This is a genomic window from Roseateles hydrophilus (genome assembly GCF_026712245.1).
Classification (GTDB): Bacteria; Pseudomonadota; Gammaproteobacteria; order Burkholderiales; family Burkholderiaceae_C; genus Pelomonas; species Pelomonas hydrophilus.
The window spans coordinates 696,895-721,064 of record NZ_JAPPUY010000002.1 but is presented as its reverse complement, the minus strand read 5'-3'; the positions used below and the strand labels follow the sequence as shown (position 1 = coordinate 721,064).

Below are 24,170 nucleotides of genomic sequence, written 5' to 3'. Positions count from 1 at the left end.
GCTTGCAATGACCCGGACGCGCTGCCTGCAATGGTGCGGGCCGCATTCCCGCAGCGACGTCTCGATGCCGCCCCTGGCACACGTCGCGGGTGGCTCGTGCCGTCGCGCCTGGAGCCTCCCCTCGATGTCCGCATTCCACACCTTCAAAAAGGCCGGCCACTGGCCCACGCTGCTGGCCGCCTTCCTGTACTTCGACTTCTGCTTCGCGATCTGGGTGCTGAACGGCGCGATGGCGCCCTTCATCAGCGAGACCTTCGCGCTGACCCCGGCGCAGAAGGGCTTCATGATCTCGGTGCCCATCCTGGCCGGCGCGCTGATGCGCTTTCCGCTGGGCGTGCTGGCCCAGTACATCGGCCGCAAGAACGCGGCCATGGTGGAGATGGGGCTGATCATCGCGGCGCTGGGCTTCGGCTTCTTCTTCGTGAACAGCTACGACTCGGTGCTGGCCATGGGCGTGCTGCTGGGCATTGCCGGCGCCAGCTTCGGCGTGGCGCTGAGCCTGGGTTCGGGCTGGTACCCGCCCAAGTACAAGGGCCTGGCCATGGGCATCGCAGGCGCCGGCAACTCGGGCACCGTGCTGGCCGTGCTGTTCGCACCGCCGCTGGCGACGAAGTTCGGCTGGCAGGCCGTCTACGGCCTGGCCGCGCTCACCATGCTGCTGCCCATGGCCGTGATGTGGTTCGCCGCCAAGGAGCCGCCGGACCGCGAGCACCAGAGCTTTCGCGAGCACATCAGCTGCCTGTTCGAGAAGGACGGCTGGGCCTTCAGCCTGATCTACATCGTCAGCTTCGGCGGCTTCATCGGCCTGGCCAGCTTCCTGCCCACCTACTTCTACGACCAGTTCAAGGTCACCAAGATCGAGGCCGGCCAGCTCACCATGCTGGCCACGCTGATGGGCTCGGCCGTGCGCGTGGCCGGCGGCGCCGTGGCGGACCGCATCGGCGGCGTCAACACCTTGACCGGTGTGCTGGTGGCCGTGGCCGCGTCGCTGCTGGCCTGCGGCATGGCCGGCAGCTCGCTGGTGGCCACCACGCTGCTGTTCATGCTGTGCTTCGCCGCCTTCGGCGCGGGCAACGGCGCGCTGTTCCAGCTGGTGCCGCTGCGCTGGCCGCTGACCACGGCCGTGGCCGGCTCCATGATCGGCGAGATCGGCGCCCTGGGTGGCGGCTTCCTGCCCAATGCCATGGGCCAGAGCAAGCAGCTCACGGGCAGCTACTTCTGGGGCTTCGTCGCGTTCGCGGTACTGGCGCTGGTGATGCTGGCCATGCTGCGCGTGGTGCAGATCCGCTGGACCCGCACCTGGGCCGAGAAGGGCGGCCGCGCCCGCCCGGCCCGTCCGGCGGCGGCTGATGCCGAGCCGGTGAACTACCAGCGCGTCTGAGCGGCACTGAAGCTCGGTCGAGGGACAAGGTGGGCCGCCAATGTCGGCACACTGCCGCCATGAAAACCATCATGTCCCTCGTGCTTCTCGCCTGGAGCGCCACAGCAGCCCAGGCCAGCGTCAGTTGCAAGATCAACGGCAACGAGATTCGCGTTGCCGAAGCCATGGCGCACCACAACTATTCCGCCAGCGGCAAGAAGGGCGCCTCAGGCCATGTCTCCCTGTTTCGCCTGCTGACGCTGGACGACTCGGACGGCCCCACCAGCAGCATTGAGCTGAAGACGGTGGACGTCAGCAAGCCAGGCGACTACCGGCTGTCCAGCGAGCCAGGCTGGACTTCGAGAATCCGTGATCGTGATGATGACCAGTACGTCACCAGCGGCCGGTTCAGGTTCACGCGGTTCGAACCCGGACAGTCCGGCGGCCGCGCGGTCGGCACCGTGGAGTTCACGACGGGCAGGGCCAGCGGCAGCTGCAGCTTCGATGTCGTGATCCAGGGCATCAACCGGGATCGCTTCAGCAGCTGACCTAACTAGCGCGGCAGGAACAGCAGCCAGGCAATCAGCAGCGCGTTGAACAGCAGCGACACCCCACAGGCCATCTGCCAAGGCAGCACCGCATCGCCGGTCGATCGGGCCGGCCGCACCGGCCCGACCTGGTCACGCGCAGCCAGCCGCTCCAGCGCCAGCAGCAGCTCGTCGGCCGTCTCGAAGCGCGCCCGGGCCTCGCGCGCGATGGCGCGCATGACGACACGGTCCAGCGGCATGGGCACGCTGGGCTGCAGCCGACTCACGCTCGCGGGCTCACGCTTGTAGCGGCCCAGCTGGTAGGGCTCCACCTCGCCATACGGCAGGCGCCCGGTCAGCGCCTGGTACAGCGTGACGCCCAGCGCGAACAGGTCGGCGCCCGCGTCGGCCGGGGCCGGCGGGTCCTCCCACTGCTCGGGGTTGATGTAGCTGGGCGTGCCGGCATGCAGCTCGCGCGCGGCGGCCGTGGCGCGCGGGCTCAGCGCCACGCCCAGGTCCAGCACGCGCCACTGGCCGTCGTCACCCAGGTGCAGGTTGGCGGGCTTGATGTCACGGTGGATGACGCCCGCCGCATGCAGCAGGCTCAGCGAGCGCGCCACCGCCACGGCCAGCGCCTGCGCCTGGCCGACATCCAGCGGGCCGGTGGCCAGCAGCTGCTCCAGCGTCTGGCCCGTGTGCCAGTCAAACACGGCGTAGAAGTGCGTGGCGCCGTCGGCCGGCGGGTGCACGCGCACGAAGCCGCTCTCGCCGCCACGGCGGCGATGGCGCGGCGCCTCGGCCAGGCGCAGGCCCAGCCAGATCTCGTGCGCCAGCATGGCGCGCTCCTCGGGATCGTCGGCGCGGCCAGGGCGCAGCATCTTCAGCGCCACCAGCCGCCCCGTGGCCAGCTCGCGCGCCTGCAGCAGCCGGTGCGCGCCGTTGTCGGCCACCACCGCGGTGATCTGGTAGCCGTCCAGCACGCTGCCCACCCCCAGCGGGCCGGGGCTGGGCAGCGTGCGGCCCAGCGCGGCGAGGTCGTTCAGGCCGGGGTCGGCCAGGTCCTTGACGTCCAGCACCAGCGCGGTGGCGTTGTCCAGGCTGCCGGCCGCCAGCGCGGCGGCGGTCAGCGCATCGGCGGCCGCCTGCGCGCCGGGCGTGGCCCGCAGCAGATCGGCGATCTGGCGGGCGCGCAGCACGCCGTGCACGCCGTCGCTGGTCAGCAGCAGGCGGTCGCCCACCTTCAGCTCGCCGGCGCTGTGGTCCAGGCGCAGTGCGTCGTCCAGGCCCAGCGCGCGCGTGAGGCCGGCGAAGTCGCGGCGCTCCAGGCGGTGGTCCTGCGTCAGCAGCAGGCAGTCGCCGTCGCGCAGCAGCCAGGCCCGGCTGTCGCCGATGTGGGCCAGCGCATAGCGGCGCCCGCGCAGCGCCACGGCAGTCAGCGTGGTCAGCGCCTCGCGCGGCTGGCCGTCGGGGCCGGGGCGGCGGTTGTGCGAGGCCAGCCAGGCATTCTGGTGACCCAGCAAGCGGTCCAGCGCGACGCTGGTGTCCCAGTCGGGCGGCACGGCGTGGAAGTCGCGCAGCAGGCTCATGACCGAGGTCTGGGCCGCCATCAGCCCGTCGTGGGCCACGCCCTCCGCGCCGCTGACGCCATCGGCCAGTGCCGCCACCCAGCCGCGCTCGGCCTCGTGCGGCTGCGGTGCCTGCACGCCGGCAAAGTCTTCGTTGCGGGCACGCTTGCCCTGCAGGCTGGACAGCCCGGTATCGAGTTCGAAGCGCATGGATGTGGATGGTCTCTGCGTTGTGCGGGCCGAGCGCCGGGCCGCCCCAGGCCGGCCCGCCAAGGCGATGTGCCCGCGGCTCAACGCCGCGAGCATCGCCGCCCCTCGGGGGACCGATCAGCACGCCTGCGTTCAGCAGGTGCGTGCTGAGCGAGGGGCACCATTCTCGGGACGAGTGCACCCGCACCGGGCCTGAAACCGCTTCGGCGTGGGGCGCCGCTGGGCGCGGCAGGGTGAAAAGGCCAGCCTCATCGCTGGCACATCGCTTGCAAAGCAAGGCTCAGACCAGCTGCTGTTTGGAGTCGGGGATGAAGAAGTTGAAGCTCGTGATGGTGGGCAACGGCATGGCCGGCGTGCGCACGCTGGAAGAGCTGCTGAAGCTCGCGCCCGAGCTGTACGACATCACCGTGTTCGGCGCCGAGCCGCACCCCAACTACAACCGCATCCTGCTGTCGCCCGTGCTGGCTGGCGAGCAGACGCTGGACGAGATCGTGCTGAACCCGCTGTCCTGGTACGCGGCGCACGGCATCACGCTGCACCTGGGCAAGGCGGTGGCGCGCATCGACCGCCAGCGGCGCTGCGTGGTGGCCGAGGACGGCACCACGGCCGACTACGACCGCCTGCTGATCGCGACCGGCTCCACCCCCTTCATCCCGCCGGTGCCGGGCAAGGACCTGGCCGGCGTCATCGCCTACCGCGACATCGCCGACACGCAGGCCATGATCGACGCCGCCACGCGCTACCGCCACGCCGTCGTCATCGGTGGCGGCCTGCTGGGGCTGGAGGCCGCCAACGGCCTGATGCAGCGCGGCATGCAGGTGACCGTGGTGCACCTGGGCGGCACGCTGCTGGACCGCCAGCTGGACACCCAGGCCGCCGACCTGCTGCGCCAGACGCTGGTGGCACGCGGCCTGGACTTCCGCCTCGGCGCGCAGACGCAGGCGCTGCTGGGCGACGACGGCGGCCGCGTGCGTGCGGTGCGGCTGCAGCAGGCCGACGGCCAGCTCGCCGAGCTGCCGGCCGAGCTCGTCGTCATGGCCGCCGGTGTGCGGCCCAACACCGCGCTGGCCGAGAGCGCCGGCCTGCTGTGCAAGCGCGGCATCGTCGTGACCGACACGCTCCAGACCGTCACCGACCCGCGCATCTACGCCGTCGGCGAATGCGCGGCCCACCGCGGCGTGGCCTACGGGCTGGTGGCGCCGCTGTTCGAGCAGGCCCAGGTGCTGGCCACGCAGCTGGCGCAGAGCGGCATCGGCCGCTACCTCGGCTCCGACGTGTCCACCAAGCTCAAGGTCACCGGCATCGACCTGTTCTCGGCCGGCAACTTCAGCGGCGGCGGCGGCACCGAGGAGATCGTGCTGAACGACCCGACCCGCGGCGTCTACAAGAAGCTGGTCATCCAGAACGACCAGCTCGTCGGCGCCTGCCTGTACGGCGACACCGTGGACGGTGGCTGGTACTTCCGGCTGCTGCGCGAGCGCCGCGACATCAGCGCCATCCGCGACCGCCTGATGTTCGGCGAGGACTGCGCCAACGCCGCCCTCGCCGCTGCCTGAGAGACCCCTGCCCATGCAACGACGCACCCTGCTGCTGGCCGGCCTGAGCGCCGGCCTCGCCCTCCCCGCCCACGCCCGCATCGCCCAGCTGGGAGACGCCATCGACAAGGCTGGCGCCCAGCGCATGCTGAGCCAGCGCATGGGCAAGGCCTGGCTGGGCCAGCTGCAGCCCGAGCTGGCGCCGCGCGCACGCCAGGTGCTGGACGACAGCGCCGCCCGCTTCGAGCAGCAGCTGCGCGAGCTGCTGGCCTTTGCGCCCACGCCCGAGATCGCCGGCAGCTACAAGGCCCTGCTGAGCCGCTTCGGCGACTACCGCGCGCTGCTGCTGAGCCGGCCCGACCGCGAGCAGGTCAACGAGCTGCTCAAGCGCTCCGGCGAAGTGTTGAGCATCGCCCACGTGGCCACCACGCAGCTGCAGGAGCGCTCCAGCGCCGCGACGGCGCGGCTGGTCAACCTGTCGGGCCGTCAGCGCATGCTGTCGCAGCGGCTGGCGCTGTACTTCCTGGCGCGCCAGCAGGGGGCACGCGCTGACCTCGTGCAGCGCGAGACCCTCAAGTCCAGCAACGAATTCGAGCAGGCCATGCGCACGCTGGCCAGCGCGCCTGAGGCCACGCCCGCCATCCGCGACAACCTCGCGCTGGCGCAAGGCCAGTGGGTGTTCCTGAAAAGCGCACTGGGCAGCCAGAGCCCCACGGCCCAGGCCGCCAGCGACGTGTTCTCGGCCAGCGAGAACCTGCTCGCCGTCATGGAGACGGTCACGGGCCAGTTCGCCCGCGAGCTGGGCCAGGGCTGAGCGATCACCGAGAACAAGATGCAAGAGACAAAGTCCACCTGTCCCTACTGCGGCGTCGGCTGCGGCGTCGTCATCCAGCATGACGGCCGGCACATCACCGGCGTGCGCGGCGACCCCGACCACCCCGCCAACTTCGGCCGCCTGTGCACCAAGGGCACCAACCTGCACCTGACGGCCACGCCCGTCGTGCTGCAGCACCAGCGCCTGCACGTGCCGCTCAAGCGTGCGGCCCGCGGCGAAGCGCCTGCAGCGATCAGCTGGGACCAGGCCAACCGCGAGATCGCCGACCGGCTGCTGGCCATCCGCGCGCAGCACGGGCCCGAGGCCATCGGCGTCTACATCTCCGGCCAGCTGCTGACCGAGGACTACACCGCGTTCAACAAGCTGGCGCGCGCCGTCATCGGCACGCCGCACATCGACTCAAACTCGCGGCTGTGCATGAGCTCGGCCGTCGTCGGCTACAAGCAGTCGCTGGGCGCCGACGCGCCGCCCTGCAGCTACGAGGACATCGAGCTGGCCGACTGCCTGCTCGTCAGCGGCGCCAACCCGGCCTGGGCGCACCCCATCCTGTTCCGCCGCCTGGAGGCCGCGCGCGCGGCCAAGCCCGGCCACAAGCTCATCGTCATCGACCCGCGCCGCACCGAGACCGCCGAGCTGGCCGACCTGCACCTGCAGATTCGCGCGGGCACCGACGTCGCGCTGTGCCACGGCCTGCTGAACGCCGTCATTCAGCGGGGCTGGGCGGCGGGCGACTTCATCGCCGCACACACCGAGGGCTTCGAGGCCGTGCAGGCGCTGGTGCGCGACTGGTCACCCGCCCGCGCGGCCGAGGTCTGCGGCGTGGCCGAGGCCGACATCTGGCAGGCCGCCGAGTGGTTTGCCACCTCGCCACGCTCGCTGAGCCTGTACTGCATGGGCCTGAACCAGAGCAGCGCCGGCACGGCCAAGAACACGGCCTTGATCAACCTGCACCTGGCCACCGGCCAGATCGGCCGGCCCGGCGCCGGCCCGTTCTCGCTGACCGGCCAACCCAACGCCATGGGCGGCCGCGAGAGCGGCGGCATGGCCACGCTGCTGCCCGGCCACCGCGATCCGGCCAAGGCCGAGGACTGGGCGGAGATCAGCACGCTGTGGGGCGCGCCCGACCTGCCCGGCCAGCGCGGCCACACCGCCGTCGAGATGTTCGAGGCGGCTGCGCACGGCGAGATCAAGGCGCTGTGGATAGTCTGCACCAACCCCGCCCAGTCCATGCCCGACCAGGCCATGGTGCGCGCGGCGCTCGAGCGCTGCGAGCTGGTCGTCCTGCAGGAGTCCTTTGCGCACACGGCCACGGCCCGCTACGCCGACTACCTGCTGCCCGCCGCCACCTGGGGCGAGAAGGAAGGCACTGTCACCAACAGCGAACGCCGTATCAGCCGCGTGCGCCCCGCCGTGCCCGCGCCGGGCGAGGCGCGCGCCGACTGGCGCATCGCGCGCGACATCGCCGCCCTGATCGACGGCGGCCTGGGCCGCGCGCCGCGCCTGGCGGCCGACAGCGCCGAGGCCCTGTGGCTGGAGCACCGCGAGGCCACCCGCGGCCGCGACCTGGACATCACCGGCCTCACCTGGGCCGTGCTGGAGGCCGACGGCCCGCAGCAGTGGCCCTATGCGCAGGGCGCCACGCAAGGCACGCCGCGTCTGTACACCGACGGCCGCTTCGCCACCAACAACGGCCGTGCCCGCTTCATCGCCCGCCCCTACCTGCCGACGGCCGAGGCCACCGATGCGAACCGCCCATTCGCACTGACCACCGGCCGCCTGCGCGACCAATGGCACGGCATGAGCCGCAGCGGCGCCGTGCCGGGCCTGTTTGCGCACGAGGGCCGGCCGCTGGTGCGGCTGCACCCGGCCGACGCCGGCACGCTGGCCGACGGCACGCTGGTGCGCGTGCGCTCGGCGCGCGGCGCGCTGGTGCTGCCGCTGAAGCGTGACCCCAACCTCGCGCCGGCCACGGCCGACATCGCGATGCACTGGGGTGACGAGTTCGTCGGTGCGCAGCAGGGCGTCAACGCCGTCACGCACGGCGCGGCCTGCCCCGACTCGCGCCAGCCCGAGCTGAAGTTCGCCGCCGTCGCCATCACGCCGGCCGAACTGCCCTGGCGCCTGAGCGCCTGCGCCTGGGTGGCGCCCGACGAGGCCGCCGCGCTGCGCGAGGCGCTGCGCGCGCTGATGCCACGCTTCGGCTATGCGCACTGCCTGCCCGAACCCAGCCGTTCGGGCGAGCTGGGCTGGGCCTTCGAGGCGGCCAGCGCCGAGGCGCCCGCCGCCGAACTCGTCGCCGAGCTGACCGCGCTGCTGGGCCTGGCGGGCCCCGACGTGCTGAGATATGCCGACGCCGGCCGCGGCCGGCTGCGGCGGCTGCGCCTGGCCCCAGGCGCAGCCGATGCCGCACCGCTGCAGGCCCTGCTGCGCGTGGGCCGGGGCGACGAGGGCGCGTGGCTGGTGGACCTGTGGCGCGAGCGCCGCGCCGCCGCCGCGACGGGCCGCTGGCTGCTGTCGCCCGACGCGCCGCCCAGCGACGCCGGCACGGCTGCGAGCCCGCAGGTGTGCAACTGCTTCGACGTGCGCGAGGACGTCATCCGCTTCACGCTGGCGCGCTGCAGCGGCAGCCCGGGCGAGCGCCTGGCGCAGCTGCAGGGCGAGAAGAAGTGCGGCACGCAGTGCGGCTCCTGCCTGCCGGCGCTGCGCCGGCTGGTGGCCAGCACGCCGCAAGAGGTGCCGGCATGAAGCCGCCCGTCGTGTCCCTGGTGGGCGCCGGCCCCGGCGATCCGGAGTTGCTCACGGTGCGCGCCCTGCGCCGCATCGAGGCGGCAGACGTGGTGCTGGCCGACGACCTGATCGACCCGCGCGTGCTGGCCTTGGTGAAGGGCCGCCTGCTGCGCGTCGGCAAGCGCGGCGGCTGGCCCAGGGCCCCTGGCCAGCCGCTGCCGGCCGTCCCCCAAGGGGACGCGCAGCCGCCTTGGGGGCGGCCCGGCGACGGCTGCGTCAGCACCGACCAGCACTTCATCCACGCGCTGATGATCCGCGAGGCGACGGCCGGCCACCGCGTCGTGCGGCTCAAGGGCGGAGACCCCTTCGTCTTCGGCCGCGGCGGCGAGGAGGCGGATGCGCTGCGCGAGGCCGGCCTGGACGTGGAGGTGGTGTCGGGCCTGACCAGCGGCATCGCCGGCCCGGCGGCCGTGGGCATCCCGGTGACGGACCGCCGCGCCTCGCCCGGCGTCATCCTCGTGACCGGCCACCCCGGCGACGGCAATGCCGAGCCCGACTGGGCCGCGCTGGCCCGCACCGGGCTGACGCTGGTCATCTACATGGGCGTGGCGCGGGCGGCCCACATCACCGCGCAACTGCTGGCCGCAGGCCTGCGCCCCGACCTGCCTGCGGCCGTCGTCAGCGCGGCCCACACGGCACGCCAGCAGCACGCCGCCACGACCCTGGCTGGGCTGCCCGACTGCATCCAGCGCGAGAGGCTGCAGAGCCCGGCGCTGCTGGTCATCGGGGAGGTGGCAGCGCACGGCGCCCGGGCCGCGGCCGAGCAGGCCGGCTGGCGCCACGCTTGCTGAGCGAGCCGACGGGCATGCAGGCCAGGAACTCACGGGCGGCGAGCGAGTCCCTGCCCGTGTGCCGCGTGGAGATCGCGCCGCGCGCGCGGTCGCCTCGTCGTCACGCAGCAGGCTTGGCAGGGTGCAGGGTTTCGCCACGTGCCAGCATGGCCACCAGCTGGGCGATGCGCCGGGCCCGCGTCTCGGGCTTCATGGCCGTCTGCACGCGCCACAGCATCGCGTAGCGGTTGGCGGCATTGATCGTGGCGAAGAAGGCCTTGGCCTGCGGCTCGGCGTCCAGCGCCGCCTGCAGGTCCTCGGGCACCGTCGCCGTGCGGGCGCCGTCGTAGGCCCGGGCCCAGCGGCCGTCGGCCTGCGCAGCCGCCACCTGGGCCAGGCCCGGCGGCTGCATGCGGCCCGCGTCGGTCAGCGCGGCCACCTTGTCGACATTGATGCGGGACCAGACGCTGCGCGCGCGCCGCGGCGTGAAGCGCTGCAGGAAGTGCTGCGCATCCAGCGCCTGCTTCTGACCGTCGATCCAGCCCCAGCACAGCGCCACCTCCACGGCCTCGGCGTAGCTGACGCTGGCCTCGCGCGCGCCGCGTTTGGCGAGCTTCAGCCACAGGCCGTTGCTGCAGGCGTGATGCTCGCGCAGCCAGGCCTCGAACGTCTGGGCGTCAGGGAACAGGACCGGTGAGTCATGGGCGGCGACGGGCATCGGCGCAGTGTGCCGCAAGCCGCCGCGCCCGCGCCATCAGCTCAGCTTGAACGAGCTGACCAGCCCGGCCAGCCGCACGGCCTGCTCCTTCAGCGACTGCGCGGCGGCGGCCGACTCCTCCACCAGCGCGGCGTTCTGCTGGGTCATCTGGTCCAGCTCGGTCACCGTGCCGTTGACCTGGGCGATGCCCTGACTCTGCTCGGCGGCGGCGGCGCTGATCTCGCCAATGATGTCGGTCACGCGCTGCACGGAGCCGACGATGTCGGTCATGGTCGCGCCCGCGTCGCTGACGAGGTGGGTGCCGGCCTCCACGCGCTCGACGCTGGCGTTGATAAGCGCCTTGATCTCGCGCGCGGCCTCGGCCGAGCGCTGCGCCAGCAAGCGCACCTCACCGGCCACGACCGCAAAGCCGCGGCCCTGCTCGCCCGCCCGGGCGGCCTCGACCGCCGCGTTCAGCGCCAGGATGTTGGTCTGGAAGGCAATGCCGTCGATGGTGCCGATGATGTCGGCGATCTTGCGGCTGGCGTTGTTGATCTCGTCCATGGTGCTGACCACGCGCGACACCACCTCGCCGCCCCGGCCGGCCGTCTCGGCCGCGGCGCCGGCCAACTGCTTGGCCGTCTGGGCCGAGTCGGCGCTCTGGCTGACCGTGCCGGTCAGCTCACTCATGGAGCTGGAGGCCTGCTGCAGGTTGGAGGCGGTCTGCTCGGTGCGCTGCGACAGGTCCATGTTGCCGCTGGCCACTTCGCTGGACGCAACCTGGATGCTCTCGGCCGACTCGCGCACCTGGCCGACGATCTTGGACAGCGACTGCTGCATCGTCGCCAGCGCCTGCATCATCTCGGCCGACTCGTCGCTGCCGCTCGCATCCGGCGCCCGCGACAGGTCGCCGCCGGCCATGCGCTCGGCAAAGCGTTTGGCGGCGGTGAGCGGGCCGATGATGGAGCGCGAGATCTGCACCGCCAGCAGCGCACCAATGACCACGCACACCGCGAACGCGATGATGAAGCCCCAGAACACGCTCTTCACGAGCCGGTCGACCTGCGCGAAGACCTGATCACCGCGCTTCTTCAGGTCACCCTCGATGCCCTGCAGCATGGTCAGCGCCGGGTCATAGGCCGCATCGGCCGCCTTCATGTCCTCGAAAGCGCCCTGTGCATCGGGGTAGGCATCGCCCGACAGCTTGTCGGCCACGGGTGTGACCGCCTTGCGGTAGTCCGCCATCAGCGCACGGAACTTGGCCAGGTTGTCCTTGCCCTGCTGCTCGGTGGAGATGGCCGCGAAGTCGTTCATCGCCTTGTCCAGGCCGGCCTGGGCGGCATCCCAGTCCTTGCGCGCCCGCGCCATGCCGTCCTTGTTGAAGATGGACGCCACCAGCGTCGAGGTGGCGGCCTTGCTCTGCAGCAGGTGGCTGCGCGCGCTCATCGTGATGTTGGACGCCGGGATGAGCCGCTGCGTGATGCCTTCCAGCGCTTTCTCGGACACATTCAGGCCAAACCCGCCCACCAGTGCCAGCACCGCTGTCAGCACGAGGATGATGCCGAACGCCAGCCAAAGGCGGGCTTGGATGCGCAGTCGTCGCAGCATGGGATCTCCTCAGGGGATGGTTTGTGCGGAACTAGCGCCGGATTGAAGCAGAAACCCGCAGGGACAGCCACGGAGGCGCTGGTAGGCTCGCGGCATCGTTCACGCCCCGGCCCGCCATGAGCTTTCTGGCCATCGACATCGGCAATACCCGGCTCAAATGGGCCGTCTACCCCACCGACGCCACGCCCGGCAGCCAGCCGCTGCAGCATGGCGCGGTGTTCCTGGAAAACATCGACCGCCTGGCCGACGAGGACTGGCAAGGCCTGGCCCCGCCGACGCGCGCCCTGGGCAGCAACGTGGCGGGCGACGCGGTACGCCGCCGCGTCGAGGAGCAGATGGAGCACTGGGATCTCAGTACGCGCTGGGTGGTGCCGTCGGCCGAGACCGCGGGCGTGAGGAACGGCTACGACCATCCGTCACGCTTGGGCGCCGACCGCTGGGTGGCCGTCATCGGCGCCCACGCCCACGCCCGGCGACGCGGTTTCGACGGCCCGGTGCTGACCGTGATGGTGGGCACGGCCGTGACGGTGGACGCGATGTCCAGTGACGGGCAGTTCCTCGGCGGCCTCATCCTGCCGGGCCACGGCATCATGCTGCGCGCACTGGAAGGCGGCACCGCCGGCCTGCGCGTGCCCACCGGCGAGGTGCGCGACTTCCCCACCAACACCAGCGACGCGCTGACGACCGGCGGCACCTTTGCGATCACCGGTGCGATCGAGCGCATGTACCGCCTGCTGCGCCAACGCGAAGGCCGCGACCCGCTGCTGCTGATGACCGGCGGCGCCGGCTGGAAGGTGGCGCCGGCACTGGACGTGCCGCATGAGCTGGTCGAGGGCCTGATCTTCGACGGGCTGCTGGCGATCCACGCTGCGCGGGGCTAACCCCCCACTCCGGCGGCCGCACGGGGCCGCGGTGCCGGCGCGCTACAGGATGAAGCGGCTCAAGTCCTCGTTCGCCGCCAGCGCGCCGAGCTTGGCCTCCACCGCCGCGGCGTCCAGCGACAGCGTCTGGCCCGCGCGGTTGGGCGCGTCGAAGCTGATCTCGTCCAGCAGCCGCTCCATCACCGTGGCCAAGCGGCGCGCGCCGATGTTCTCGGTACGCTCATTGACCTCGTAGGCGATCTGCGCCAGGCGCCGGATGGCGTCGGGCTGCAGGTCCAGCGTGACGCCTTCCGTCGCCAGCAGCGCCTGGTACTGCTTGACGAGGCTGGCGTGCGTGCTGGTCAGGATGGCCTCGAAGTCAGCCACCGACAACGAGTCCAGCTCCACGCGGATCGGCAGGCGACCCTGCAGCTCGGGAATCAGGTCGCTGGGCTTGCTGAGGTGGAAGGCGCCGCTGGCGATGAAGAGGATGTGGTCGGTCTTCACAAGGCCGTACTTGGTGGACACCGTCGTGCCTTCGACCAGCGGCAGCAGGTCGCGCTGCACGCCCTGGCGGGACACTTCGGCGCCGCCGTGCTCCTGGCGGGAGGCCACCTTGTCGATCTCGTCGATGAAGACGATGCCCATCTCCTGCGCGTTCGCCAGGGCCGTGGCGCGGATCTCTTCCTCGTTGACGAGCTTGGCGGCCTCCTCGTCCACGAGCAGCTTCATCGCCTCGGCGATCTTGAGCTTGCGCGTCTTCTTCTGGCCGGCGCCCAGCTGGCTGAACATGCCCTTCAACTGCTCGGCCATGTCCTCCATGCCGGGCTGGTTGCCGAAGGGCGTCATCACCTCCAGGCTGGGCCGCGGCGCAGCCAGGTCCAGCTCGATGTCCTTGTCATCCAGCTGCCCCTCGCGCAGCTTCTTGCGGAAGGCCTGGCGCGTGGCGTTGTCGGCGTCCGAGCCGGGCAGCAGCACGTCCAGGATGCGCTCCTCGGCGGCATCCTCGGCGCGCGTCTGGCAGCGGCGCATGGCCACCTCGCGCTCCTGTTTGACGGCCACCTCGATGAGGTCACGGATGATGGAGTCGACGTCCTTGCCGACGTAGCCCACCTCGGTGAACTTGGTGGCCTCGACCTTGATGAAGGGCGCACCGGCCAGTCGCGCCAGGCGGCGCGCGATCTCGGTCTTGCCGACCCCGGTGGGGCCGATCATCAGGATGTTCTTGGGCGTGATCTCGCCACGCAGCTTGTCGTCCACCTGCTGGCGGCGCCAGCGGTTGCGCATCGCGATGGCGACGGCGCGCTTGGCAGCGTTCTGGCCGACGATGTGGCGGTCGAGTTCGGAGACGATCTCCTGAGGCGTCATCGAGCTCATTCCAGCACCTCCAGCGTGTGGTTCTGGTTGGTGTAGATGCAGATCTCGCCGGCAATCTCCAGCGATTTCTTGACGATGTCGGCCGCACTCAGCTCGCTGTGGTTGAGCAGCGCCTTGGCGGCCGCCTGCGCGTAAGCGCCGCCCGAGCCGATGGCCACGATGCCCTGCTCGGGCTCCAGCACGTCGCCGTTGCCAGTGATGATGAGTGAGGCGCTCTTGTCGGCCACGGCCAGCATGGCCTCCAGGCGGCGCAGCACGCGGTCGGTGCGCCAGTCGCGCGTCAGCTCGACGGCGGCGCGCACCAGGTGACCCTGGTGTTTCTCCAGCTTGGCCTCGAAGCGCTCAAACAGCGTGAAGGCGTCGGCGGTGGCGCCGGCAAAGCCGGCCAGCACCTGGTCGCGGTAGAGCTTGCGCACCTTGCGCGCGCTGGCCTTGACGATGGTGTGGCCCAGCGTGACCTGACCGTCGCCGCCGATGGCGACCTGCCAGCCGGTAGGCGTCTGCCGCCGCACCGAAACGATGGTGGTGCCGTGATACACGGCCGAAGAGGAATCAGAAGACATAAGTCGCCCCACATAAGGTCGACCCGCAGTTTCGCAAGGTTCCCCCACCCAATCCCGGAGCGGCCCCGCCGCGACAAATCCAGCAACTGCCACGGAACCGGCTTCGCCGGGCCGTCGGCAGTGCCCCCTTGAGGGGGCGCGCGTCAGCGCGTAGGGGGTGGGCTAATTCACCCGGACTTTGACCTTCGCGTGCTCGTTGATGCCCATCGCGCCGAAGAACAGCGCAACCAGGCGATGGGCGTCGTTGAAGACGACCGTTCGGTTCTCGCTGCGGCGTGCCAACACCCAGTTCAGCAGGTCACCGGCGGCCATGAAGTCCAGACGGATGAGCTTGGTGCAGGAGATGTTGATCAGGCTGGATTCGCCCACCTCGGCCGCCATGGCGCGCAGCGTGTCGGAGATGTCGCCGCTGAGCTGGCCTTGCAGCTCCACCTGGGCCGCCGCATGGGCAGGGTCCATCACGCTGGTATCCAGGAAGCTGGAGACCGCCTCGGCGTGCAGCGTGCTGGTGGCCGGGCTGTTGGTGGATGCGCCTTCGCTGCCGATGCGCACACGGCACTTGGCGCGCTCCCACGACGGCGGCGAGACCTCATAGGTCACGCAGTAGTCGATGGCGGCCTCGTCGAACTGATCGGGCCGGTTGGTCAGGCGCAGCGCCTCCAGGCGCAGCATCCACAGCACCGGGTCGGTGTCGCGCTCGCCCACGGGCGCGAGCTCCTTGAGCTGGGCAAGGAAATGGTCGCCGCCCAGCCACCGCTGGTCCACCTGCTGCTGCGCCCATTGATGGAACAGGCCGCGCAGCTCGATGGCCGCGGCGATCTCGATGCCGTCCAGCGAGCCCCAGTCGAACACCCAGGGCATGGGCAGCGTCTCGGCGCGCTTGGCCAGCGTGAGCACATCGTCGACCGTCAGGTTGGCCGGCGCGCTCCAGCTCACCTGGCCGGCCTTGCCCATGGGGCTGCGTCCGGCCTGGCGGGTGGACTCCGCCACCAGCCGGGGCATCGAGAACCATTGCGGCGCGGACAAGCCGAACTGCTGGGCGTACTCCACCGCCAGCGCCTCGAACTTGCCTTGAGCGCCCGTGGCGCGGTAGTGGTCGAACAGCACCAGCCAGGTTTCGCCATGCAGGTTGCGGCTGCCCCCCGGGCGCACCAGCTCGGTCAGCGCGTGCTCGCTGGAGTCGTAGTCGGCGTTCGCGAAGGCGATGACGGCTTCGTCCAGCTCGGGATCGTGCACGACCTCCTGCACCTCCACCGGCGCGCCGACAGGCTCGGCCAGCGTGAACGACAGCGGCATGTCCAGCGGCGGCAGGTCGGGCAACCGGCTGGGCGCGGCGTCGGACAGCGGCGGGATGGCCGCGCCCATGGTCACGGCCGCGGGCGGTGGCGGCACCGAAAGACGGCGAGCTTCCTGCGGGGTGGAGAACTCGCTGACGCGGCCACCGCTGGCATCCAGCACGGCCGGCGGCTCCGTCACCGTCGGCGCGAACGCCACGGGTCGTGTGCTGGTCTCGAAAAAGTCCGGCTGCTGCTGCTTGTTGGGCACCGCCTGCGTGGTGGCGAAGCTCTCGCCCACCATCTGTTGCTCGATCTCGTCGATCTTGGCCTTCACGCCCAGGTCGATCTTGGAGCTGGGCTCGCTGATGCGCTCATCGTCACCCATGCGGGACGGCGAGGCCGCCAGCGCCGCCAGCTGCTCGGGCGTCAGCCCCTCGCGGCGGATGCGGCGCAGCATGTCCAGCTCGCGCTTGCGCACGAAGTCATTGCGGCGCTTGCGTTCCACCATGGCGCGCAGTTCGGCCTTGGCGAGGTCGCCCTGCGGGTCGTCTTGGCGGGAGTTGATCTCGGACCAATCCGTCGTCGGATTCGCGACGAAGCGCGCCACCTTGCGGAAGAAACTGTCGCCTTCCTTCGGATCTGCGGGCTTGGATTCGGTCATGGGTGGGGGATGTCCTGATCAGCCAGCCGGGAAAAGCCGTGCAGGAAGCGTCGCGAGCGGACGCAGGGTGGGTCGAGCGGCGCAGCCGTACACCCGTACGGCGAGCCGCGCAGGCCCATCCTGTGTCCGCGCAGTCGCTTCATGCATGGTTTGTCAGTCGCCGAACATCTTTTGCTTGAGCTCGCGGCGCTGCTGTGCCTCCAGCGACAGCGTCGCAGTCGGGCGCGCGATCAAACGGCCGAGGCCGATGGGCTCGCCGGTCTCGTCGCAGTAGCCGTAGTCGCCACTGTCGAGGCGACCGATGGACTGCACGATCTTCTTCAGCAGCTTGCGCTCGCGGTCACGCGTGCGCAGCTCCAGCGCATGCTCTTCCTCGATGGTCGCGCGGTCCGCCGGATCGGGCACGATGGTCGTGTCTTCACGCAGATGCTCGGTGGTCTCGCCCGCGTTGGACAGCACCTCGTTCTTGAGGCCCTCCAACTTGGCGCGGAAGAACTCGATCTGCTTGGCGTTCATGTACTCCGAGTCCGGCATGGCTAGGACTTCGGCGTCGCTCAACTCGGCACCCGGTTTGGTCTTCCAGGCGTTGGCCAGCTTGGGATCGCCCTTGGCGGCCGCGCGCGGCGAATCATCTGCCTGCTGGGCACCGCGTGCGGGCGGCTTCGGGGGCGCGAAGCGATCCGCGAAGCGATTCGCCGGCGCTGGAACTTCCAACGTCGCGACGTCGGCGCCGGCTTCTGTCTTCTTCGCACCCTTGGGTGCAGCGGCGGTTTTGGTGGCCGGGGTCTTGCTCACAGTCTTCTCCTCGCTCAGGGCGTGCTTCGGCGCGGTGAAAGACCTGGATCCCACTGCTTATCAGCCGGCAGCCCAATTTTGAGCGCGGCGGATTGTAGCCATGCGATCCGCGGTCCCATCGCCCCCCGGAAAACAGGGTCCGCGGGGCGAAAAAACATCAAGCCAGGCAGCCCTCCAGACCTTGCATCAACACGTCCTTGGGCAGGTCGATGCCGATGAACACCATCTTGCTCTGTTTTTTCTCGCCCGGCATCCATTTGGGGCCGAGATCGGAGCCCATCATCTGGTGCACACCCTGGAAGATGACCTTCTTTTCGGTGCCCTTCATGAAGAGCACGCCCTTGTAGCGCAGCATCTTGGGGCCGTAGACCTGCACGATGGCGCCGAGGAAGTCCTCCAGCTTGGCCGGGTTGAAGGGCTTGTCCGAACGGAACACGAAGCTCTTGACGTCGTCATCGTGGTGGTGGTGGTGCGGGTGATCGCAGTGCTCACCATGTTCGTGGTCATGGTCGTGGTGGTGATGGTGGTGGCCGTGGTCGTCCGCCTTGAGGAAGTCGGGGTCGATCTCCAGCTTGGCGTTCAGGTTGAAACCGCGCAGGTCGAACACCTTGCTCAGCGACACCTCGCCGAAATGCGCGGTCTGGATGGGCGCGCGCGGGTTCATGTGCTTGATGCGGTGAATCAGCGCCTCCACGGCCGCCGGCTCCACCAGGTCGCTCTTGCTGATGAAGATCTGGTCGGCAAAACCCACCTGCATGCGCGCTTCCTGGCGGGTGTTGAGCTGCTCGTCGGCGTGCTTGGCATCGACCAGCGTCAGCACCGAGTCCAGCAGGTAGGCCTCGGCGATCTCGTCGTCCATGAAGAAGGTCTGCGCCACCGGGCCCGGGTCGGCCAGGCCGGTGGTCTCGATGACGACGCGCTCAAAGTCCAGCTCGCCCTTGCGGCGCTTGGCGGCCAGGTCGCTCAGCGTGGTGCGCAGGTCTTCGCGGATGGTGCAGCAGACGCAGCCGTTGCTCATCTGGATGATCTGCTCGTTGGTGTCCGACACCAGGATGTCGGTGTCGATGTTCTCTTCACCGAACTCGTTCTCGATGACGGCGATCTTCTGGCCGTGGGCCTCGGTCAGCACGCGCTTGAGCAGCGTCGTCTTGCCGGCGCCGAGGAAGCCCGTGAGGATGGTTGCTGGAATGAGGCCGTTGTTGCTGGACATGGCGGAAACCGGTTTCAAGGGAAGGCGGCGCAGATGAGGTCTGGGCGCCGGACTGCAAGGTCTGTCAAACCAATCGGCTATTCTGTCCCCTGTCGCAATACCTTGACGGCTCCCCTTGAGCGAACCACATTCAGGCCGGCCCCCAGTTCGCGGGGCCGCCAAACACCCGCCCGAGGCCCGCGGCCTGCTGGAGCGCATGCTGGAGTTCCTGCACCCCGGCCCGGACTCCAAAACCGAACTGATCGAGACCCTGGCTGACGCCGAACAGCGCGAGCTGATCGAGCCCGAATCCCGCCAGATGCTGGAAGGCGTGCTGCGCATGGCCGAGTTGTCGGCCGGCGATGTGATGGTGGCAGCGCCGCGCATGGACCTGCTGGACATCGACGCTCCCTACGACGAACTGCTGGGCCTGGTGATCGACAGCGGCCACTCGCGCTTCCCGGTGTTCGAGGGCAGCAAGGACAACATCATCGGCATCCTGCTCGCCAAGGATCTGCTGAAGATGCAGCGCGCGCCCGAGCTCAACCTGCGCGCACTGCTGCGGCCCACGGTCTTCGTGCCCGAGAGCAAGGGCCTGAACGAGCTGCTGCGCGACTTCCGCTCCAACCGCAACCACCTGGCCATCGTCATCGACGAGTTCGGCAACACCGCCGGCCTCATCACCATCGAAGACGTGCTGGAAGAAATCGTCGGCGAGATCGAGGACGAGTTCGACGAGAAGGACGGCGAGTCCGGCCTGTACACACTGGCCGACGGCAGCCAGCGCGTGGCCGGCGACGCGTCCATCGCGGCCGTCAACGGCAGCTTCGGCATCGCACTGCCGGATGACGACTTCGACACCATCGGCGGCCTGGTCGCCCACGAGCATGGCCGCGTGCCGCGCCGGGGCGAGACGGTGCAGGTGGGCGGCCTGAACTTCGCCGTCATGCTGACGCGTGGCGGCGCGGTGCGCTGGTTCAAGGTCACACGCGCCGCTGACGGCGAGACCGCCGCGTGAGGCCCGCGCTCGCTGCAGGCGCGGCGCTGGCCGCTGGCCTGCTGCAGACCGCGTCGTTCTCGCCCACCGAGGCCTGGTGGGCCCAGATCGCCGCACTGGCGCTGCTGTTCGGCGTGGTCGCCCGCGCCACGACCAAGGCGGCCGCCCTGTGCGGCGCGCTGTTCGGCTGGAGCTGGCTGGCCTCGGGCCTGTGGTGGCTGCACATCTCCATGCACCAGTTCGGCGGCATTCCGTGGGTGCTGGCGGCGCTGGCGGTGGCGCTGCTGGCGGCCTTCCTGTGCAGCTATTACGCGCTGGCGCTGGGGCTGACGGCGCGCTTCATCGCCCCAGGCCGCTGGCGATTGCTGGCCCTTGTGCCGGCCTGGCTGCTGGCCGAGCTGGCCCGGGCCACCTGGTTCAGCGGCTTCCCGTGGATCGCCTCTGGCTACGCGCACACCGCCGGCCCGCTGGCAGGATGGGCGCCCTGGGTGGGCGTGTACGGCATCACCACACTGGCAGCGCTGGCGGCCGCCGGCCTGGTGCTGCTGAAGCAGCGCGCCTGGGCGCTGGCCGCGCCCGCGCTGCTGCTGCCGCTGGCCGGCCCGCTGCTGCCGCAGGACTTCACGCAGCCGGCCGGCCAGGTGGCACTGTCGCTGGTGCAGCCCAGCATCCCGCAGGATCAGAAGTTCGACCCCGAGCGTTTCAGCGCCAACCTCGACACGCTGGCCCGACTGGTGGAGTCGTCGCGCGGCCAGGTGGTCATCACCCCGGAGTCCGTCGTGCCGCTGCCGCTGCTGGACCTGGATGCTGCGACGCTGGCGCGCCTGTCCCGCCCCGAGCGCCCGGCACTGCTGGGCGCCTTCCTGGGCAATCACGAGGAAGGCTTCGTCAACTCCGTCGTTGGCCTGGGCACGGGCTACCACTACGGCAAGCGCCACCTGCTGCCGTTCGGCGAGTTCATCCCGCCAGGCTTCGGCTGGTTCGTGCGCGCGATGAACATCCCCATGGACGACCAGGGCCGCGGCGACCACCAGCGCCCCTGGGCCGTGGCCGGGCAGCGCCTGCGCCCGCTGATCTGCTACGAGGACTTGTTCGGCGAGGACATCGTGCACAGCGCCGTCGGCGCGGACGCGGCGACCGTGTTCGTCAACGTCAGCAACCTGGCCTGGTTCGGTACCGTGATGGTCCAGGACCAGCACCTGCAGTTCTCGCAGATGCGGGCGCTGGAGTTCCAGCGGCCGGTGGCCCGCTCCACCAACACCGGCGCCACGGCGCTGGTGGATCACCGCGGCCAGGTCACGGCCCGGCTGCCGGCGCTGGCGCGCGGCGTGCTGGAGGTGACGGTGGACGGCCGCCAGGGCAGCACGCCCTACGCCCGCTGGCTGGACGCGCTGGGCCTGTGGCCGCTGTGGGCGGCGGCGCTGCTGGCGCTGGCCGGCCTGCGCAAAGCCGGCCAATAGAATCGACCATCCCCTCTCGATCGAGTCTCATGCTGACCTTCCAGCAAATCATCCTGACCCTGCAGGACTACTGGTCCAAGCAGGGCTGCGCACTCCTCCAGCCCTACGACATGGAAGTCGGCGCCGGCACCAGCCACACTGCCACCTTCCTGCGCGCGCTCGGCCCCGAGCCCTGGAAGGCCGCCTACGTCCAGCCCAGCCGCCGCCCCAAGGATGGCCGCTACGGCGAGAACCCCAACCGCCTGCAGCACTACTACCAGTACCAGGTCGTGCTCAAGCCGGCGCCGGCCAACATCCTGGAGCTCTACCTGGGCTCGCTCGAAGCGCTGGGCTTCGACCTGAAGAAGAACGACGTGCGCTTCGTCGAGGACGACTGGGAGAACCCCACGCTCGGCTGCTGGGGCCTCGGTTGGGAGGTCTGGCTCAACGGCATGGAAGTCACGCAGTTCACCTACTTCCAGCAGGTCGGCGGCATCGACTGCAAGCCCATCACCGGCGAGATCACCTACGGCCTGGAGCGCCTGGCCATGTATCTGCAGGGCAAGGAATCGGTCTACGACCTCGTCTACACCGACGGCCTGACCTACGGCGACGTGTTCCACCAGAACGAGGTCGAGCAGTCGACCTACAACTTCGAGCACAGCGACGTGGACTTCCTGCTGTCCGCCTTCGCCGCGCATGAGCGCAAGAGCCAGGAGCTGATGGTCGAGAAGCTGGCGCTGCCCGCCTACGAGCAATTGCTGAAGGCCGGCCACAGCTTCAACCTGCTGGACGCCCGCGGCGCCATCTCGGTGACCGAACGCGCCGCCTACATCGGTCGCATCCGCAACCTGGCCCGCGCCGTGGCGCAGAGCTACGTCGACAGCCGCGCGCGCCTCGGCTTCCCGATGGCGCCCAAGGCCTGGGCCGATGAGGTCGTTGCCCAGATCGAACTGAAGAACAGCAAGAAGGCGGCCGCCTGATGACCAACCTGCTCGTTGAACTGTTTGTCGAAGAGCTGCCGCCGAAGGCACTGAAGAAGCTGGGCGACTCCTTCGCCACCGTGCTGGCCGACAGCCTGAAGGCGCAAGGCCTCGCCGCCGCAGATGCCGCCGTCACGTCGTTCGCGTCGCCGCGCCGGCTGGGCGTGCACGTGGCGGGTGTCGCGCCCAAGGCCGCCGACAAGGCCGTGCAGCAGAAACTGATGCCGGTTGCCGTCGCCCTTACCGCGGACGGCCAGCCCACGCCCGCACTGCTGAAGAAGCTCGCGTCCATCGGCGCCGGCCCCGAGGTTGTGCCGCAACTCAAGCGCCAGCCCGATGGCAAGGCCGAAGCCCTGTTCTGGGACAGCGTGCAACCCGGCGCGACGCTTGCCCAGGGCCTGCAGAAGGCGCTGGACGAGACGCTGGCCAAGCTGCCCATCCCCAAGGTCATGACCTACCAGCTGGCCGACGGCTGGACCGACGTGAAGTTCGTGCGTCCGGCGCACGGCCTCATCGCGCTGCATGGCGCCGACCTCGTGCCCGTTCAGGCCTTGGGCCTGACGTCCGGCCGCAGCACGCAAGGCCACCGCTTCGAGGCGGCCCAGGCCACCGTCAGCGTCGACACCGCCGACAGCTACGCCACGCAGCTGCGCGAGCAGGGTGCGGTCATCGCCAGCTTCGCCGAGCGCCGCGCCGAGATTTCCCGCCAGCTCAAGGCTGCAGCTGATGCGCTGAGCCTGACGCCCATCGACGACGACGCGCTGCTGGACGAAGTGACCGCGCTTGTCGAGCGCCCCAACGTGCTGACCTGCGCGTTCGAGCAAGAGTTCCTGGCCGTGCCGCAGGAGTGCCTCATCCTGACGATGAAGGCCAACCAGAAGTACTTCCCGCTGCTGGACAGCCACGGCAAGCTGACGCGCCACTTCCTGGTCGTCAGCAACATCGCCCCGGCCGATGCGTCTGCCGTGACCGGCGGCAACGAACGCGTCGTGCGCCCCCGCCTGGCCGATGCCAAGTTCTTCTTCGACCAGGACCGCAAGAAGAAGCTGGCCGACCGCCTGCCGGGCCTGGCCAAGGTCGTCTATCACGGCAAGCTGGGCTCGCAGGGCGAGCGCGCCGAGCGTGTCACAGCGATTGCGCATGCCATCGTGCAGCAGCTGAGCATGGCCACACTGCCGTACACGGTGGAAGCGGACGACGAGTTCAAGGTGCTGGACAGCAAGGTCAAGCAGGCCGCCACGCTGGCCAAGTGCGACCTGCTGACCGACATGGTGGGCGAGTTCCCCGAGCTGCAGGGCATCATGGGCGGCTACTACGCCCGCCACGAGGGCCTGCGCGACGGCGTCGCCATCGCGATTGAAGACCACTACAAGCCCCGCTTTGCTGGCGATGCGCTGCCGCGCAACCACACCGGCACCGTCGTGGCCCTGGCCGACAAGCTGGAGACCCTGGTGGGCCTGTTCGGCATCGGCCAGCTGCCCACCGGCGACAAGGACCCGTTCGCGCTGCGCCGCCACGCGCTGGGCGTCATCCGCATCCTGGTCGAGAAGAACCTGCCGCTGGAGCTGCCGGCGCTGATCGCCGCCGCCGTGCCGGCCTTCGGCGAGCTGATCACCAACCCGAGCGACGCGCTGCTGGGCTTCTTCGCCGACCGCCTGGCCGTGAGCCTGCGCGACCAGGGCTACAGCGCCCAGGAAGTCGACGCCGTGCTGGCGCTTCAGCCCACTCGCCTGGGCGACGTGCCCAAGCGCCTGGTCGCCGTGCGCGCCTTCGCGGCGCTGGCCGAGGCCGCCTCGCTGGCGGCCGCCAACAAGCGCGTCGGCAACATCCTGAAGAAGGTCGAGGGCGAGCTGCCCACCGAGATCAAGCCCGAGCTGCTGCAGGAAGCCGCCGAGCAGGCGCTCGCGACCGCCATCGCCGAGGTGCAGCCCCAGGCCGACCGGCTCTTCGAGCAGCATGACTACACCGGCTCGCTGAAAGCCCTGGCCGCGCTGAAGGCGCCTGTCGACGCCTTCTTCGACGACGTGATGGTCAACGCCGAAGACCCGGCGCTGCGCGCCAACCGCCTCGCGCTGTTGGGACGCCTGCATGCGGCGATGAACCGCGTGGCCGACCTGTCGCGTCTGGCGGCCTGA

The 24,170-nt window shown here is 70.2% G+C and carries 18 protein-coding genes and 1 pseudogene; 11 read left to right on the top strand and 8 right to left on the bottom strand.

What is annotated here, in order from left to right:
* Nucleotides 1-124 precede the first annotated feature (124 nt).
* Nucleotides 125-1,381 (top strand): MFS transporter, encoded by a 1,257-nt coding sequence (locus tag NYO99_RS10410; RefSeq protein WP_268167113.1) that lies wholly within the window; start codon nucleotides 125-127, stop codon nucleotides 1,379-1,381.
* A 71-nt stretch (nucleotides 1,382-1,452) separates the two neighbouring features.
* The gene (locus NYO99_RS10405) at nucleotides 1,453-1,908 is read left to right on the top strand and encodes a hypothetical protein (protein ID WP_268167112.1); all 456 of its coding nucleotides are present in this window, start codon (nucleotides 1,453-1,455) and stop codon (nucleotides 1,906-1,908) included.
* 5 nt (nucleotides 1,909-1,913) lie between these two features.
* Here NYO99_RS10405 and NYO99_RS10400 read toward each other — a convergent pair whose 3' ends face one another.
* Nucleotides 1,914-3,662, bottom strand: coding sequence for a bifunctional protein-serine/threonine kinase/phosphatase (locus NYO99_RS10400; protein WP_268167111.1), 1,749 nt, complete (start codon nucleotides 3,660-3,662; stop codon nucleotides 1,914-1,916).
* A gap of 308 nt (nucleotides 3,663-3,970) precedes the next feature.
* Here NYO99_RS10400 and NYO99_RS10395 point away from each other — a divergent pair.
* From NYO99_RS10395 to cobA, 4 genes and pseudogenes are all read left to right on the top strand, one after another.
* Nucleotides 3,971-5,185, top strand: a pseudogene (locus NYO99_RS10395) (NAD(P)/FAD-dependent oxidoreductase); the annotation flags it as partial.
* A 46-nt stretch (nucleotides 5,186-5,231) separates the two neighbouring features.
* A complete protein-coding gene (locus NYO99_RS10390) occupies nucleotides 5,232-6,011 on the top strand; it encodes a type IV pili methyl-accepting chemotaxis transducer N-terminal domain-containing protein (protein ID WP_268167110.1) in 780 nt (259 codons plus the stop codon).
* An 18-nt stretch (nucleotides 6,012-6,029) separates the two neighbouring features.
* Nucleotides 6,030-8,777, top strand: a complete 2,748-nt coding sequence (locus NYO99_RS10385; protein WP_268167109.1) for a nitrate reductase — start codon at nucleotides 6,030-6,032, stop codon at nucleotides 8,775-8,777.
* Nucleotides 8,774-9,610: a uroporphyrinogen-III C-methyltransferase gene (cobA, locus tag NYO99_RS10380; RefSeq protein ID WP_268167108.1), complete on the top strand. Its 837-nt coding sequence runs from the start codon at nucleotides 8,774-8,776 to the stop codon at nucleotides 9,608-9,610. Before NYO99_RS10385 ends, cobA begins: the two co-directional genes overlap by 4 nt.
* A gap of 100 nt (nucleotides 9,611-9,710) precedes the next feature.
* On the opposite strand, the gene NYO99_RS10375 is transcribed toward cobA, so the two are convergent.
* Both NYO99_RS10375 and NYO99_RS10370 read right to left on the bottom strand, forming a co-directional pair.
* The gene (locus NYO99_RS10375; protein ID WP_268167107.1) at nucleotides 9,711-10,307 is read right to left on the bottom strand and encodes a YdeI/OmpD-associated family protein; all 597 of its coding nucleotides are present in this window, start codon (nucleotides 10,305-10,307) and stop codon (nucleotides 9,711-9,713) included.
* A gap of 36 nt (nucleotides 10,308-10,343) precedes the next feature.
* A complete protein-coding gene (locus tag NYO99_RS10370; protein ID WP_326494831.1) occupies nucleotides 10,344-11,894 on the bottom strand; it encodes a methyl-accepting chemotaxis protein in 1,551 nt (516 codons plus the stop codon).
* Nucleotides 11,895-12,010: 116 nt separating this feature from the next.
* Between NYO99_RS10370 and NYO99_RS10365 the strand changes: the two genes are divergently transcribed.
* Nucleotides 12,011-12,775 (top strand): type III pantothenate kinase, encoded by a 765-nt coding sequence (locus NYO99_RS10365; RefSeq protein WP_268167106.1) that lies wholly within the window; start codon nucleotides 12,011-12,013, stop codon nucleotides 12,773-12,775.
* Nucleotides 12,776-12,817: 42 nt separating this feature from the next.
* Here the strand turns inward: NYO99_RS10365 and hslU are convergent, their stop codons facing one another.
* The 5 genes from hslU to NYO99_RS10340 form a co-directional block, all read right to left on the bottom strand.
* On the bottom strand, nucleotides 12,818-14,131 hold the full coding sequence (gene hslU / locus NYO99_RS10360; protein WP_268167105.1) for an ATP-dependent protease ATPase subunit HslU: 1,314 nt from the start codon (nucleotides 14,129-14,131) through the stop codon (nucleotides 12,818-12,820).
* The gene (hslV, locus tag NYO99_RS10355; protein ID WP_268167104.1) at nucleotides 14,128-14,694 is read right to left on the bottom strand and encodes an ATP-dependent protease subunit HslV; all 567 of its coding nucleotides are present in this window, start codon (nucleotides 14,692-14,694) and stop codon (nucleotides 14,128-14,130) included. Before hslV ends, hslU begins: the two co-directional genes overlap by 4 nt.
* Nucleotides 14,695-14,856: 162 nt before the next feature.
* Complete coding sequence (locus tag NYO99_RS10350) at nucleotides 14,857-16,632, bottom strand: hypothetical protein (protein ID WP_268167103.1); 1,776 nt, start codon at nucleotides 16,630-16,632, stop codon at nucleotides 14,857-14,859.
* Nucleotides 16,633-16,785: 153 nt separating this feature from the next.
* On the bottom strand, nucleotides 16,786-17,481 hold the full coding sequence (dksA, locus tag NYO99_RS10345) for an RNA polymerase-binding protein DksA (protein ID WP_422395487.1): 696 nt from the start codon (nucleotides 17,479-17,481) through the stop codon (nucleotides 16,786-16,788).
* A 103-nt stretch (nucleotides 17,482-17,584) separates the two neighbouring features.
* The gene (locus NYO99_RS10340) at nucleotides 17,585-18,637 is read right to left on the bottom strand and encodes a CobW family GTP-binding protein (protein ID WP_268167102.1); all 1,053 of its coding nucleotides are present in this window, start codon (nucleotides 18,635-18,637) and stop codon (nucleotides 17,585-17,587) included.
* A gap of 115 nt (nucleotides 18,638-18,752) precedes the next feature.
* Between NYO99_RS10340 and NYO99_RS10335 the strand changes: the two genes are divergently transcribed.
* Genes NYO99_RS10335 through glyS form a run of 4 tightly spaced genes read left to right on the top strand, consistent with a single transcriptional unit; the run spans nucleotide 18,753 to nucleotide 24,170 of the window.
* Nucleotides 18,753-19,634, top strand: coding sequence for an HlyC/CorC family transporter (locus NYO99_RS10335; protein WP_268167101.1), 882 nt, complete (start codon nucleotides 18,753-18,755; stop codon nucleotides 19,632-19,634).
* Nucleotides 19,631-21,073, top strand: a complete 1,443-nt coding sequence (lnt, locus tag NYO99_RS10330) for an apolipoprotein N-acyltransferase (RefSeq protein WP_268167100.1) — start codon at nucleotides 19,631-19,633, stop codon at nucleotides 21,071-21,073. The genes NYO99_RS10335 and lnt overlap by 4 nt, the downstream gene beginning before the upstream one ends.
* A gap of 29 nt (nucleotides 21,074-21,102) precedes the next feature.
* Nucleotides 21,103-22,035, top strand: a complete 933-nt coding sequence (gene glyQ, locus NYO99_RS10325; protein ID WP_268167099.1) for a glycine--tRNA ligase subunit alpha — start codon at nucleotides 21,103-21,105, stop codon at nucleotides 22,033-22,035.
* Nucleotides 22,035-24,170, top strand: coding sequence for a glycine--tRNA ligase subunit beta (gene glyS / locus NYO99_RS10320; RefSeq protein ID WP_268167098.1), 2,136 nt, complete (start codon nucleotides 22,035-22,037; stop codon nucleotides 24,168-24,170). Before glyQ ends, glyS begins: the two co-directional genes overlap by 1 nt.

Coding starts and splice junctions, on each gene's coding strand:
- NYO99_RS10350 (WP_268167103.1), bottom strand. CDS start 16,632: ATGACCGAATCCAAGCCCGCAGATCCGAAGGAAGGCGACAGTTTCTTC.
- glyQ (WP_268167099.1), top strand. CDS start 21,103: ATGCTGACCTTCCAGCAAATCATCCTGACCCTGCAGGACTACTGGTCC.
- NYO99_RS10370 (WP_326494831.1), bottom strand. CDS start 11,894: ATGCTGCGACGACTGCGCATCCAAGCCCGCCTTTGGCTGGCGTTCGGC.
- NYO99_RS10375 (WP_268167107.1), bottom strand. CDS start 10,307: ATGCCCGTCGCCGCCCATGACTCACCGGTCCTGTTCCCTGACGCCCAG.
- NYO99_RS10410 (WP_268167113.1), top strand. CDS start 125: ATGTCCGCATTCCACACCTTCAAAAAGGCCGGCCACTGGCCCACGCTG.
- NYO99_RS10400 (WP_268167111.1), bottom strand. CDS start 3,662: ATGCGCTTCGAACTCGATACCGGGCTGTCCAGCCTGCAGGGCAAGCGT.
- NYO99_RS10340 (WP_268167102.1), bottom strand. CDS start 18,637: ATGTCCAGCAACAACGGCCTCATTCCAGCAACCATCCTCACGGGCTTC.
- NYO99_RS10390 (WP_268167110.1), top strand. CDS start 5,232: ATGCAACGACGCACCCTGCTGCTGGCCGGCCTGAGCGCCGGCCTCGCC.
- hslU (WP_268167105.1), bottom strand. CDS start 14,131: ATGAGCTCGATGACGCCTCAGGAGATCGTCTCCGAACTCGACCGCCAC.
- NYO99_RS10365 (WP_268167106.1), top strand. CDS start 12,011: ATGAGCTTTCTGGCCATCGACATCGGCAATACCCGGCTCAAATGGGCC.
- NYO99_RS10405 (WP_268167112.1), top strand. CDS start 1,453: ATGTCCCTCGTGCTTCTCGCCTGGAGCGCCACAGCAGCCCAGGCCAGC.
- hslV (WP_268167104.1), bottom strand. CDS start 14,694: ATGTCTTCTGATTCCTCTTCGGCCGTGTATCACGGCACCACCATCGTT.
- cobA (WP_268167108.1), top strand. CDS start 8,774: ATGAAGCCGCCCGTCGTGTCCCTGGTGGGCGCCGGCCCCGGCGATCCG.
- glyS (WP_268167098.1), top strand. CDS start 22,035: ATGACCAACCTGCTCGTTGAACTGTTTGTCGAAGAGCTGCCGCCGAAG.
- NYO99_RS10385 (WP_268167109.1), top strand. CDS start 6,030: ATGCAAGAGACAAAGTCCACCTGTCCCTACTGCGGCGTCGGCTGCGGC.